Source organism: Pandoraea sp. NPDC090278, from assembly GCF_044772185.1.
Lineage (GTDB): Bacteria > Pseudomonadota > Gammaproteobacteria > Burkholderiales > Burkholderiaceae > Pandoraea.
Genome location: NZ_JBIVYJ010000001.1, coordinates 756,298 through 769,401, shown reverse-complemented (window position 1 = coordinate 769,401; position 13,104 = coordinate 756,298). Strand labels below are relative to the sequence as shown.

The 13,104-nt window shown below is 63.4% G+C and carries 13 protein-coding genes; 7 read left to right on the top strand and 6 right to left on the bottom strand.

What is annotated here, in order from left to right; all coding sequences use genetic code 11:
* Nucleotides 1-275: 275 nt before the first annotated feature.
* A complete protein-coding gene (locus ACIQWO_RS03380) occupies nt 276-794 on the top strand; it encodes a group III truncated hemoglobin (protein WP_402819148.1) in 519 nt (172 codons plus the stop codon).
* Between the two features lie 85 nt (nt 795-879).
* Here the strand turns inward: ACIQWO_RS03380 and moaE are convergent, their stop codons facing one another.
* From moaE to ACIQWO_RS03350, 6 genes are read right to left on the bottom strand one after another with little or no spacing between them, the layout of a single operon-like run.
* Nucleotides 880-1,344 carry a molybdopterin synthase catalytic subunit MoaE gene (gene moaE / locus ACIQWO_RS03375; protein ID WP_402819146.1) on the bottom strand — a complete coding sequence of 155 codons (465 nt, stop codon included), beginning with the start codon at nt 1,342-1,344 and terminating at the stop codon, nt 880-882.
* Nucleotides 1,345-1,382: 38 nt separating this feature from the next.
* The gene (moaD, locus tag ACIQWO_RS03370) at nt 1,383-1,643 is read right to left on the bottom strand and encodes a molybdopterin converting factor subunit 1 (RefSeq protein ID WP_039398793.1); all 261 of its coding nucleotides are present in this window, start codon (nt 1,641-1,643) and stop codon (nt 1,383-1,385) included.
* Nucleotides 1,644-1,690: 47 nt separating this feature from the next.
* Entirely contained in the window at nt 1,691-2,902 is a 1,212-nt protein-coding gene (glp, locus tag ACIQWO_RS03365) for a gephyrin-like molybdotransferase Glp (RefSeq protein WP_402819143.1), read from the bottom strand.
* A 59-nt stretch (nt 2,903-2,961) separates the two neighbouring features.
* Nucleotides 2,962-4,428 (bottom strand): threonine synthase, encoded by a 1,467-nt coding sequence (gene thrC / locus ACIQWO_RS03360; protein ID WP_402819140.1) that lies wholly within the window; start codon nt 4,426-4,428, stop codon nt 2,962-2,964.
* Between the two features lie 37 nt (nt 4,429-4,465).
* The gene (locus ACIQWO_RS03355) at nt 4,466-5,776 is read right to left on the bottom strand and encodes a homoserine dehydrogenase (RefSeq protein ID WP_150577838.1); all 1,311 of its coding nucleotides are present in this window, start codon (nt 5,774-5,776) and stop codon (nt 4,466-4,468) included.
* Between the two features lie 37 nt (nt 5,777-5,813).
* Nucleotides 5,814-7,040 (bottom strand): pyridoxal phosphate-dependent aminotransferase, encoded by a 1,227-nt coding sequence (locus ACIQWO_RS03350; RefSeq protein ID WP_402819136.1) that lies wholly within the window; start codon nt 7,038-7,040, stop codon nt 5,814-5,816.
* 243 nt (nt 7,041-7,283) lie between these two features.
* On the opposite strand from ACIQWO_RS03350, the gene ACIQWO_RS03345 reads away from it, so the two are divergent.
* The 6 genes from ACIQWO_RS03345 (at nt 7,284) to ACIQWO_RS03320 (ending at nt 13,102) form a co-directional block, all read left to right on the top strand.
* Nucleotides 7,284-7,673: an Mth938-like domain-containing protein gene (locus tag ACIQWO_RS03345; RefSeq protein ID WP_402819134.1), complete on the top strand. Its 390-nt coding sequence runs from the start codon at nt 7,284-7,286 to the stop codon at nt 7,671-7,673.
* Nucleotides 7,670-9,448, top strand: coding sequence for a glycosyltransferase family 39 protein (locus tag ACIQWO_RS03340; protein ID WP_402819131.1), 1,779 nt, complete (start codon nt 7,670-7,672; stop codon nt 9,446-9,448). Before ACIQWO_RS03345 ends, ACIQWO_RS03340 begins: the two co-directional genes overlap by 4 nt.
* 67 nt (nt 9,449-9,515) lie before the next feature.
* The gene (locus ACIQWO_RS03335; protein ID WP_039398805.1) at nt 9,516-9,887 is read left to right on the top strand and encodes an SMR family transporter; all 372 of its coding nucleotides are present in this window, start codon (nt 9,516-9,518) and stop codon (nt 9,885-9,887) included.
* A 94-nt stretch (nt 9,888-9,981) separates the two neighbouring features.
* Complete coding sequence (locus tag ACIQWO_RS03330) at nt 9,982-11,148, top strand: DegT/DnrJ/EryC1/StrS family aminotransferase (RefSeq protein ID WP_402819128.1); 1,167 nt, start codon at nt 9,982-9,984, stop codon at nt 11,146-11,148.
* Nucleotides 11,145-12,179: a glycosyltransferase gene (locus ACIQWO_RS03325; RefSeq protein ID WP_150659211.1), complete on the top strand. Its 1,035-nt coding sequence runs from the start codon at nt 11,145-11,147 to the stop codon at nt 12,177-12,179. Before ACIQWO_RS03330 ends, ACIQWO_RS03325 begins: the two co-directional genes overlap by 4 nt.
* Nucleotides 12,176-13,102, top strand: coding sequence for a formyltransferase (locus ACIQWO_RS03320; protein WP_402819124.1), 927 nt, complete (start codon nt 12,176-12,178; stop codon nt 13,100-13,102). The genes ACIQWO_RS03325 and ACIQWO_RS03320 overlap by 4 nt, the downstream gene beginning before the upstream one ends.
* Nucleotides 13,103-13,104: the final 2 nt, after the last annotated feature.

The window sequence follows — 13,104 nt, the reverse complement described above, 5'->3', positions numbered from 1 at the left end:
TCGGATGTGCGGACAAGCCCCTGTGGTTTCAAGGGGCATTACAGCGCGACGTTTGACATTTCGCGCAACGCCGGACGAGACGCCGGCTTCAGGCTTGCCGGGCGGGGATGACGACGGGATCGTCGCCCTGCGCCGGACGCGTGATGCGTTGGGACAACCGCAGGACACGCCACGGTTTGAGGCTCATAATAGCTACTTTCAGCACGCCGCACCATGCGTCATCCGGCCATCGAAATGCGCCGAACGATACCGTTGCCGCCCCCTCACCCGACGAAATGTCAGCCGAATCCACGCTTTCCACGACGGCAAGATCCGCCAGCCAGCCCGCCATCGATCCGTTGGAATGGCCGACGGCCCGAATCGCTGAGATCGACGAGGACGCCGTGCGCCTGCTCGTCCACACGTTCTATGGACGCATTCGCGACGACAACCTGCTCGGCCCGGTATTCCGGCAAGCCCTCGAAGGCCGCTGGGACATGCATCTGGAAAAGATGGTCGCGTTCTGGTCGAGCATCGTGCTCGGGGCCAAACGGTATCGCGGCAATGTGACGCAGGCGCATCAGCCTTTCGGGCATCTCAGCGGCGAGCACTTCAGCCGCTGGCTCGCGCTCTTCTTCGATACGCTCGACAAGCTGTTTGAGCCGCAAGCGGCGTTCGCCTTCGCGGAACCGGCTATCCGCATCGCGGAGAGCCTTCAACTGAACCTGTTCGGTTGGGAGTACGCGTTGCCGCCCGCGCAGCGCGCCTTGCTCGAGAGCATCAAGCAAAGACGGCCGAATCGGCAGCACGATTGACACGATCGTCCAAAATTAGCGAATTTCGGCGACGTTGATTGAAATAAGCAGGAAATCGGAGGCTTGACAGCCTCCGAAGGCGAAATCAGGACTTCTCGCCGCTCGTCCAGCGCTCGCGGGCCGCCGTGTCGGTCTCGCGGGCATCGACCCAGCGCTCGCCTTGCGGCGTCGATTCCTTCTTCCAGAACGGCGCCTCGGTCTTCAAATAGTCCATGATGAACTCGCAAGCGGCAAAGGCGTCGCCCCGGTGCGCCGACGTGACCGCCACCAGCACAATCTGATCGCCCGGCCCGAGTTCGCCATAGCGGTGGATGACCAGCGCGTCGAACAAGCGCCAGCGCTCGCGCGCTTGCACGACAATCGCCTCCAGCGCCTTCTCCGTCATGCCCGGATAGTGCTCGAGCGTCATGCGCGAGACGTCCTTCCCGTCGTTCAGATCGCGCACCGTTCCGACGAATGTCGCCACCGCGCCGATGCGCAGATCGTCTGCACGCAAGCGCCGGACTTCCTCCGACAGGTCGAAATCCTCGGTCTGCACTCGAATCGGCATGGAATGACGTCTCCTTAGCTATGTACCGTGCGCGTGGTTCAACCGCCCGTCACCGGCGGGAAGAACGCGACTTCGCAGCCTTCCGTCAGGCGGGTGGACGCGGGCACCATCGTGTGATTCAGCGCCATGCGCAGCGAACGCTGCGGGCCGAGCGTCTCGGCCCAGACCGGGCCGCGCGCGCACAACCATTCCCGCACGTCTCCCACCGTAGCAATCCCAGCAGGCAGCGCGTCCACGCGCTCCTCGGCGACGTTGAGCGCCTCGCGGACGCTGGCGAAAAAGCGAAGATCGATCTGCATAGTCTGTCCGAGGCGCGGCCCGACACATCGGGCCACACATCTGTCTCTCAATATAGAAGGTCGGAGAACGGCAGGAACGCCACCGTCTGCCCCGCTTCGATGCGGTGTCCCGGCGGGTTGTCGATGAGGCCGTCGCCCCACACGGTCGACGTGAGGACCGCCGAGCTTTGGTTCGGGAAGGCGTCGAGGCCACCCTGATCGTTCAGTCGCGCCCGCACGAATTCGTTGCGACGATCCGCCTTCTTCTGCGTGAAATCGGCGCGCATCGCGATGCGACGCGGCGTCACGTCCGTCCCCCCCTGCAAACGCAGGATGAACGGCCGCACGAACAGCAGGAACGTCACGAAACTCGACACCGGATTGCCCGGCAAGCCGATGAAGTGCGCCGTACCGCCGCCCATGCGGTTGACATCACCGTACGCCAGCGGCTTGCCCGGCTTGAGTGCGATCTGCCACAGGTTCAGACGCCCCTCGGCTTCCACCGCAGGCTTGACGTGATCCTCCTCACCGACAGACACACCGCCGGATGTGATGATCAGATCGTTGCCGCGAGCGGCGTCGCGCAGAATCGCGCGCGTGGCCGCCAGGTTGTCGGGCACGATGCCGTAATCGGTCATCTCGCAGCCCAGATTCTCCAGCAGGCTGCGCAGCACGAAGCGGTTGGAGTTATAGATGCTGCCCGCACGCAACGGCTCACCAGGCATCGTCAGCTCGTCGCCCGTGAAGAACACGGCGACGCGCAAACGCCGGGCCACCTGAAGCTTCGCGATGCCGACGGACGCCGCCAGTCCCAGCGATTGCGCGCGCAGCCGGGTACCGGCCGCCAGCACCACACTGTCGCGACGAATGTCCGCGCCCTGACGGTTCACGAACTCGCCCGCTTCCGGGGTGTGACGAATCACAACCGTCCCATCCTCACGGGCCTCGCACTGCTCCTGCATCACAACGGCGTCGGCCCCCGGGGGCACCGGCGCCCCCGTGAAGATGCGCGCCGTAGTGCCGCTGGCGAGCGGCTCGGGCGCGTGCCCAGCGGGGATGCGTTGGGACACGGGCAACACGGTGGCGTCGCCCGTCAGATCGGCGGTGCGGACGGCGTACCCGTCCATCGCGCTCGTGTCCATCGGTGGGACGTCGAGCGTGGCGACGACGTCCGCCGCCAGCACGCGGCCGTTGGCCGCGAGCGTGTCGACCGTCTCACGTTCGTCGAGCGGACGCGCCGCCGCCAGCACGGCGTCGAGGGCTTCTTGTGTACTCAGCATGCAAATGGCCCGGGAGTCAGTCAATAAACGCAAAGGCGCGCAGAAAGCAACGCACCGTCTTACAGACCGGTGTGCTCGGCGATGTAGGCCTTCACGCGTTCGACGTCATTCGGCACGGTCTCAAAGCGCTGCGACAGCGATTCAAGTTGCTCGAAGCCTGCCGGACGCGGCGGCTCGCGATGCAGTGCCTCGCGAATCGTTTCAGCGAACTTCGCCGGTTGCGCCGTTTCCAGCACAACCATCGGCACGCCGGGTTCGAGCGCTTCGCGCGCGACCTTCACGCCGTCGGCGGTGTGGGTATCGATGACCACGTCGTAACGCTTGGCCACGTCCTGAATCGTCGCCAGACGATCCGCGTGCGTGCTGCGGCCCGACACGAAACCGAACTTTGCGACGCGCGCAAACGCCTCGCTGCCCGACAGATCGAAACCGCCTTCGCGCTCGACCTTCTTGAGCAAATCGGCCGTTGCCGTGGCATCGCGGCCCAGCAGATCGAACAGGAAACGCTCGAAGTTCGATGCCTTCGAGATGTCCATGCTCGGGCTGCTCGTGTGGAACGTCTCGGCCGACTTGCGCACGCGGTAACGGCCGGTGCGGAAGAACTCGTCGAGCACGTCGTTTTCGTTGGTTGCCACAACCAGCTTGCGGATCGGCAGACCCATCATGCGCGCGATGTGACCGGCGCAGACGTTGCCGAAGTTGCCCGACGGCACCGTGAACGACACTTCGCCATCCTGACCGGACTTGCCGCCCGTGGCCGCGAAATAGCCCTTGAAGTAGTACACGACCTGCGCCACGACGCGCGCCCAGTTGATCGAGTTGACCGTACCGATCTTGTAGCGCGCCTTGTAGGCGTGATCGTTCGAGACGGCCTTGACGATGTCCTGCGCGTCGTCGAACACGCCTTCGACCGCGAGGTTGAAGATGTTCGGGTCTTGCAGGCTATACATCTGCGCCGTCTGGAACGCGCTCATCTTGCCTGCCGGTGAGAGCATGAAGACGCGAATGCCTTCCTTGCCGCGCATGGCGTATTCCGCCGCGCTGCCGGTGTCGCCAGAGGTCGCACCGAGAATGTTGAGTGCGTCGCCGTGCTGCGCCAGCGCGTATTCGAACAGGTTGCCAAGCAGTTGCATGGCCATGTCCTTGAACGCGAGCGTCGGGCCGTTCGAGAGCGCGAGCAGCGACAACTGCGTGTCACCCTCAACGCCCAACGGCAGCAGCGGCGTGATGTCAGCAGCGTCTTCGCCCGGACGCACGTTGCGATACACCTCGGCGGTGTACGTACGCTTCGTCAGATCTGCCAGGATCTCGGCCGGAATGTCGCCCGCGAACTTGGCCAGCACCTTGGCGGCCAGTTCGGCGTACGACAGCTGACGCCAGGCGCGCAGCTCGTCGGCCGTCACCTGCGGGTACTCCGTCGGCAGATAAAGACCGCCGTCCGGGGCGAGGCCGCCGAGCAGAATGCTGGAGAACGACTGCGGTTCGCCAGAGGTCAGGCCCGCGCCGCGCGTGGAGATGTATTTCATGGGAATCGTGTCCTGTCGTATCGGTGACCTGTGCCGCTCAGCTCAGCGCTTCCATACGGATGCGCGTGACCTTGGACAGCACCGTGTCCATCGCTTCGATCTTCGCGATGGCCGAGTTGATGTGCTTCTCTAGCGTCTGGTGCGTCAGGATGATGATGTCGGTCTGGTGCTCGCCTTCGCGCGATTCCTTTTGCAGCAGCGCGTCGATGGAGATGTCGAGGTCCGCCAGAATGCGCGTGAGTTCCGCCATCACACCGGCACGATCCACCACGCGCAGACGCAGGTAGTAGCTCGTCGTCACTTCGTCGATCGGCAGCACCGGCGTATCGGACAGCGAGTCGTGCTGGAATGCCAGATGCGGCACGCGATGCTCCGGGTCGGCCGTCTGCAGACGGGTCACGTCGACGATGTCGGCCACCACAGCCGACGCCGTCGGCTCAGCGCCTGCGCCCTTGCCGTAGTAAAGCGTGGCACCCACGGCGTCGCCCTGCACCAGCACGGCGTTCATCGCGCCTTCCACATTGGCGATGAGGCGCTTGGCCGGGATCAGCGTCGGATGCACGCGCAGTTCGATGCCGTTTTCCGCGCGGCGCGTAATGCCCAGCAGCTTGATACGGTAGCCGAGTTCCTCGGCGTACTTGATGTCGAGCGCCGACAGCTTGGTGATGCCTTCGACATAGGCGCGGTCGAACTGCACCGGCACGCCGAACGCAATGGCACTCATCAGCGTGAGCTTGTGGGCGGCGTCGACGCCTTCGATGTCGAACGTCGGATCGGCTTCCGCGTAGCCCAGACGCTGTGCGTCGGCAAGCGCCACATCAAAGTCGATGCCCTTGTCGCGCATCTCCGAGAGAATGAAGTTCGTGGTGCCGTTGATGATCCCGGCAATCCACTGAATGCGGTTGGCCGTCAGGCCTTCGCGCAGCGCCTTGATGATGGGAATGCCACCGGCGACGGCGGCTTCGAACGCCACCATCACGTTGGCCTTGCGGGCGGCGGCGAAGATCTCGTTACCGTACACGGCCAGCAACGCCTTGTTGGCGGTGACCACGTGCTTGCCGTTCTCAATCGCCTTGAGGACCAGTTCCTTCGTGAGATCGTAGCCGCCGATGGTTTCGACCACGACGTCGATGGCCGGATCGTTCACGACCTCGAACGGGTCGCCCGTGACGACCGCCGCGTGGCCCACAAGCCCCTTGGCCCGTTCGACGTTACGCACTGCGACCTTCGTAATCTCGATACCCCGGCCGGCGCGACGTTGGATTTCTTCCTGGTTACGAGCCAGCACCTGGAAGGCGCCGTAGCCTACGGTGCCCAGGCCCAGCAGGCCCAATTTGATCGGTTTCATGCAGTTTTACTCAAAAGTCGGAATCGGTTGGCGCGCATCACTTGCTGTGGCGACGGCGATAACCGTCCAGGAAGCGGGCAATGCGACTCATGGCGTCTTTCAGGTCGCCCTCGTGAGGCAGGAACACTACGCGGAAATGGTCAGGGTGCATCCAGTTGAAGCCGCTGCCCTGCACCAGCAGGACCTTTTCTTCGAGCAGCAACTGGAGAATGAAGTCCTGATCGTTGGCGATGGGGTACACCGCCGGATCCAGACGCGGGAACAGATACAGCGCCGCCTTCGGCTTCACGCAGGTCACACCGGGGATGTCGGTGAGCATGCGGTAGGCGATCTCGCGCTGCTCGTACAGGCGTCCGCCCGGCACGATCAGGTCCTTGATGCTTTGATAGCCGCCCAGCGCCGTCTGAATGGCGTACTGACCCGGCACGTTCGGGCACAGGCGCATCGAGGCGAGAATGTTCAGCCCTTCGATATAGTCGCGCGCCGGACGCTTGTCGCCCGACACAACCATCCAGCCCGCGCGGTAGCCGCAGGCGCGATAGCTCTTGGACAGGCCGTTGAAGGTGATCGTGAGCACGTCTTCGGAAAGCGATCCGATGGACGTGTGCTCTTCGCCGTCATAGATGATCTTGTCGTAGATCTCGTCGGCGTAAATGATCAGCTTGTGTTCGCGGGCGAGCGAGACGATCTCCTTGAGGAGTTCGTCCGAATACAGTGCGCCGGTCGGATTGTTCGGATTGATGATGACGATCGCGCGCGTGTTGGGCGTGATCTTCTTGCGGATGTCAGCGAGATCCGGCTGCCAGTCGGCCTGCTCGTCGCAGATATAGTGCACCGGGGTGCCGCCCGAGAGGCTGACGGCGGCCGTCCACAGCGGATAGTCCGGCGCGGGCACGAGCACTTCGTCGCCGTCGTTGAGCAGCGCCTGCATGGCCATCACGATCAGTTCGGACGCCCCATTACCGAGGTAGATGTCGTCGAGCTGAACGTCTTTGATGCGCTTTTGCTGGCAGTAGTGCATGATCGCTTTGCGCGCCGCGAACACCCCCCGCGAGTCCGAGTATCCCGCCGAGTTCGGCAGATTGCTGATCATGTCCTGAACGATCTCGTCAGGCGGTTCGAAGCCGAACGGCGCCAGATTGCCGATGTTCAGCTTGATGATGCGATGACCTTCGTCTTCCATGCGCTTGGCATGTTCGAGCACGGGCCCACGAATGTCGTAGCAGACATTCTGCAATTTCTGCGATTTGAGGATCGGTTTCACGGCGATTGTGGTCTTGACGGGCGGCGCAGGGATCCGGACGGGCCGGCAACAGGCGGGATGAAGTGAAAAATGCCGCACTGCAACGGTTTTGCCCTGCTGCGTACGGCAAAAAGCTATAATTTAGCCAATTATGACAGACTTCGGCAATGCATCATTGACGGTTTGCGGCACGCAGGGCAAGATGCCCGCCCGTTACCCGATCTGCCGATCGCTCAGCCACCACTGGGTAGGGAATCTCCGAAAGTGAAACTGCATCAAGATCCGTCACAAGCGGCATTGAACACGGTCACCGGCTACGGCCCCGGCTATGTTGAAGTCAACAAGGTTCGTTACGACCACAGCGTGATGATTGCCCCCGAGGGCGATGTGACGCCGTGGCCGGTGTCGCGCTTCGATGCGCTCGACGCGTCCCACTTCGACCTGCTGCGCGCGCGCGAACCGGAAGTCGTCATCTTCGGCAGCGGCGAGCGTCTGCGCTTCGCCCACCCGCGTCTGACCACGGCGCTGACGAGCCAACGGGTCGGTGTCGATTCCATGGACACGCAGGCCGCATGCCGCACGTACAACATTCTGATGACCGAGGGACGCCGCGTTGTCCTCGCGGTGCTCATCGAAACCGAGGCGACTGAGTGAGCCGCCGCCCGCTCGCTCCCGGCCTGATGGCCGCAGACACAATCGCGCCGCCTCCTCCGCCTCCCGTGCCCACGCTTTCCGCCTCAGGCACACCGTCCACTGCCTATCCGCTATCCCCGGCCGCCTTCTGGCTGCTGCTCCTGGCGTTTGCGCTCGTCTGGTTCGGAGTGCTCGACTATCGCCACCTGATTTCCAGCGACGAAGGCCGCTACGCGGAGATGGCACGCGAGATGTGGACGACCGGCGACTGGATCACGCCGCGCTACAACGGCTACAAGTACTTCGAGAAGCCACCGCTGCAAACCTGGATGAACGCGCTCACCTTCGCCGCCTTCGGGCTGGGTGAGTGGCAGGCCCGGCTCTGGACGGTACTGACCGGCTTTGCAGGCGTGCTGATGGTCGGTTTCACGGGTCGGCGCCTATTCAATGCCCGCGTGGGCCTGTTCGCCGCCGCAGCACTGGCCGCAGCCCCCCTGTGGTCGCTGCTCGGGCACTTCAACGTGCTCGACATGGGCCTGTCGTTCTTCATGGGGCTGTCGTTGTGCGCCCTGCTGCTCGCGCAACGCCCCGGGCTGGAGCGCTCCGCCGTGCGCGGCTGGATGTGGCTGTGCTGGGCCGCCATGGCGCTCGCCGTGCTGAGCAAGGGCCTCGTCGGCATAGTGCTGCCGGGGGCCGTGCTCGTCCTGTATACGCTCGTCACGCGCGACTGGGCCTTGTGGCGACGTCTTTATCTGGGCAGCGGCCTGATCGTCTTCTTTGCCGTTGCTGCGCCGTGGTTCGTGCTCGTGCAGATGCGCAACCCCGAGTTCTTCGACTTCTTCTTCATCAACGAGCACTTCCGCCGCTTCGCGATGGAGGGCCACAACCGCGACGGCGCGCCGTGGTACTTCGTACCGGTCTTTATTGTCGGCTTCCTGCCGTGGCTGTCGATTCTGCCCGGCACGATTCGCGCCACACTGCGCATGCCGCGTCAGCCCAACGGATTCGCCCCGACGGCCATGCTGTGGGTGTGGTCGGTGTTCATCTTCGTGTTCTTCAGTGCGTCGCACTCGAAGCTGATTTCGTATTTGCTGCCGATCGCCCCGGCCATGGCGCTTCTGTTCGGGCTGTATCTCGCGCAATTGCGCCGCGACACCGTGCGCGTTCATATGGCGGGCTATGCCGTCTTCCTGATTGCCGCCCTCGTGATGGTCGCCATCTTTGCAGGACGCGCGGGCAGCGTGCGCAACCCCAATGAGTTGTACAAGGCCTTCCAGGTCTGGCTGTACTTCGCGGTGGGCGCGGGCCTCGTCGGCACGCTCGTTGCATGGCGACTCGCGCGCCACAGCGCCCGTCGCGCCCTGCTCGCGTTCTCCGCTGGCATGCTGCTGCTCGTGACCATCGGCGGCATGGGGCATGAAGTCTTCGGACGTCAAAGTACCGGCGTGCTGCTCGTGCCCGCAGTCAAGGCCGAGATGCAGCGCCTCGGGCCGAACGTGCCGTTCTATTCGGTGAATGTGCTCGATCACACCATGCCCTACTATCTGGGGCAGACGATGATCATGGTGCAACACCCGGACGAGCTGGAATTCGGCGTGAAGCAGGAACCACAGAAATGGGTGCCGACGCTCGACGACTTCTATGCGCGCTGGCGCGCCGATCCGAAGGCGCTCGCGCTGGTCGATCCGGACACGTTCAGTAAGCTCGAAGCGGCGCATTTGCCGATGCGTATCGTCGCGCGCGACGCCCGCCGGGTCGTAATCTCGAAACCGCAACCCGAAGACAACGTAAAATAGCGCGCTTGGGGTTTCCCGAGACTATTTGCGGTATCCATAATTATTCACAAACGTTCACAAACGTTCCATGAATCTCGCGACGTTTTCCCTTATTCTCACCGGCGTGCTGCTCAACGCGTGCGCCCAGCTGTTGCTCAAAGCGGGCGCCAACGCCATCGGCGCCCTGGAATTCACGCGCGCCAACATTGTGCCCATCGGTATCAAACTTGCCACGCAGGTGCCGATCATGGGCGGGCTCGTCTGCTATGCCATCAGCGTGGTCGTCTGGATTCTGGCGCTCTCGCGCGTCGAAGTCTCGATTGCCTACCCGATGCTCTCCCTGGGCTATGTCGTGAACGCGTTCGCCGCATGGTATCTGTTCGGCGAAACGCTTTCGATGCAGCGCGTGGTGGCCATCGGCATCATTCTTGTGGGTGTTTATATTCTGGCGCGCAGCTGAGTCTGCCGCCCGAGGAAATCGCCGTACGCGCACCCCACAGGGCTTGCGCGTTTTCCATGCACATTCGAGCTAATTTGAGGCTTAGTCATACATCATGAGCGACTCGGCAACCTCCCAACCGAATCAACCGTTCATCCCGTTCACGCGCCCGAGCATCGACGAGGCGACGATCGCCGGCGTGACCGAAGTGCTGCGCTCGGGGTGGATCACCTCGGGGCCGCAAGTCCAGGCTTTTGAAAAGGCGCTTTCCGAATATTTCGGCGGACGTCCGGTGCGCGTCTTCAATTCGGGCACCGCCACACTCGAAATCGGCCTGCGCATCGCTGGCGTGCAAAGCGGCGACGAAGTCATCACCACACCGCTGTCGTGGGTCGCCACGTCCAACGTCATTCTCGAAGTGGGCGCTACGCCGGTGTTCGTCGACGTCGATCCTGCCACGCGCAATATCGACCTCGACCTGCTTGAGAAGGCGATCACGCCCAAGACCCGCGCGATCATCCCCGTCTACCTCGCGGGCCTGCCGGTCGACATGGACCGCCTGTACGACATTGCGCGCCGCCACAAGCTGCGTGTGGTCGAAGACGCCGCTCAGGCGATGGGCGCGAGCTGGAACGGCAAGCGCATCGGCTCGATTGGCGATCTCGTCTCGTTCAGCTTCCACCCGAACAAGAACCTCACCTCCATCGAAGGCGGTGCGCTGGTGTTCAACACGGACGACGAAGCGCGTCTTGCCGAGAAGTACCGCCTGCAGGGCGTGACCCGTTTCGGCCTCGACGGCATGGATGTCGATGTGCTGGGCGGCAAGTACAACCTCACGGATGTGGCCGCACGTGTCGGCCTCGGCCAGATGCCGCATCTGGCGGCCTTCAACAACCGCCGCACCGAACTGGCACGCCAGTATTTCGACAAGCTCGCAGGCGGCGCCGCCGTCGCGCTGGGTGTAGGCCTGCCGCACGCCGATTTCACGAATTCGAACTGGCATATGTTCCAGATCGAACTGCCGCTGGCGCACCTCACGATCGACCGTGCGGGATTCATGGAACAGTTGAAGGCGCGCGGCATCGGCAGCGGCGTGCACTACCCTGCCATCCACCTGTTTACAATGTATCGTGCACTGGGTTTCAAGGAAGGCCAGTTCCCGCATACGGAACGTCTGGGCCGTGCCATCCTGACGCTCCCGCTGTACCCCGCCATGACGGATGCCGACGTTGCGCGCGTCTGCGAAGCCGTAAATGCTATTTGCGCTGATTACAAAAAATGAATCGACCACAACTCTCTGTCGTCATCCCGGTTTACAACGAAGAGGCTGGCCTCGCCGCCCTCTTCGCACGGCTTTACCCTGCGCTCGATAAGCTGGGTGTGACCTACGAAGTGGTGTTCGTCAACGATGGCAGCCGCGACCGTTCGGCGGCCATGCTTGCCGAGCAGTATCGCGCGCGCCCGGACGTGACGCGCGTGGTGCTGTTCAACGGCAACTACGGCCAGCACATGGCCATTCTGGCGGGCTTCGAGCACACACGCGGCGAATGGGTCGTCACGCTCGACGCCGACCTGCAGAACCCGCCGGAAGAAATCGGCAAGCTCGTGGCGCAACTGGCCGCCGGACACGACTACGTGGGCACGGTGCGCATGAACCGTCAGGACACGTGGTTCCGCCGTAACGCCTCGCGCGCCATGAACCGTCTGCGCGAGCGCATCACGCGCATTCGCATGACCGATCAGGGCTGCATGCTGCGCGGCTACAGCCGCCACATCGTCGATACGGTCAATCAGTGCCGTGAGATCAACACCTTCATTCCGGCGCTGGCTTATACGTTTGCCCAGAATCCGACCGAAGTGGATGTTGCCCACGAAGAGCGCTTTGCCGGAGAGTCGAAATACTCGCTCTATGCGCTCATTCGCTTGAACTTCGATCTGGTCACCGGCTTCTCGGTCGTCCCTCTGCAATGGCTCTCGGGCGTGGGTATCACGCTGTCGGCCGCCTCGGGTGTCCTGTTTGTCGTGCTGATGGCGCGACGCTTCCTGTTCGGCTCGGAAGTTCAGGGCGTGTTCACCCTGTTCGCCGTGACGTTCTGCCTGCTGGGTGTGATCCTGTTCGGCATGGGCCTGCTCGGCGAGTACATCGGCCGTATTTATCAGCAGGTTCGCCAGCGTCCCCGCTATCTGGTGCAGGCGGTATTGCAGGCCCACGAGTCGCATGACGCCCACCCCGTCGCCCATGGCGACAAGTCGGGCTCGCAGAGCGCCACGCTGAGCACCGGCGCGACCGAGCTGGGATCGCACACGTCATGAGCATCGGGTCCACAACGTCCGCAGCGAAGGCCGTTGTCTTCGCGTATCACAACGTTGGCGTTCGCTGCCTGCAGGTGCTGCTCGCACGCGGCGTCGACGTCGCGCTCGTGGTCACGCATCAGGACAACCCGAACGAGAACATCTGGTTCGGCAGCGTCGCGGGCGTCGCCGCCGAGCACGGCATCCCGGTCGTCACCCCCGACGATCCGGCCGATCCCGCGCTCGCCGAGCGTATCCGCGCCATCGCGCCGGACTTTATTTTCTCGTTCTACTACCGCCACATGATCCCGGTGGCCGTGCTGGATATCGCCCCGCGCGGCGCGTTCAACATGCACGGCTCGCTGCTGCCCAAGTATCGCGGACGCGTGCCTGTCAATTGGGCGGTTTTGCGAGGCGAAACCGAAACGGGTGCGACGCTGCACGAAATGGCGCTGAAGCCGGACGCCGGGGCGATCATCGACCAGACGTCGGTGCCGATCCTGCCGGACGACACGGCGGGTGAAGTGTTTGAGAAGGTCACGGTCGCAGCCGAACAGACGCTCTGGCGCTGCCTGCCGGGCCTGATCGCCGGGACCGCCCCTCGCCTGACCAACGATCTCACCGCCGGCAGCTACTTCGGGGGGCGCAAGCCCGAAGACGGCCGAATCGACTGGACGCAGTCGGCGCAAAGCGTCTACAACCTGATCCGGGCCGTCGCACCGCCCTATCCAGGGGCTTTTACCGACGTCGGCGAGCGCCGTTTCGTGGTCAATCGGGCCCGTCTGTCCCGCTCGCCCGCCCCCGCCGGTTTGCCCTGCGGACTGCAAGTAGTGGATAATGCGCTCCTCGGCATTTGCGGCGACGGAAATGCCATCGTCATTCATGAACTAACGCTGGACGGCAACCCCCTCGTGCCGGCACAGTTTTCCCAGCTCAATCACTGACC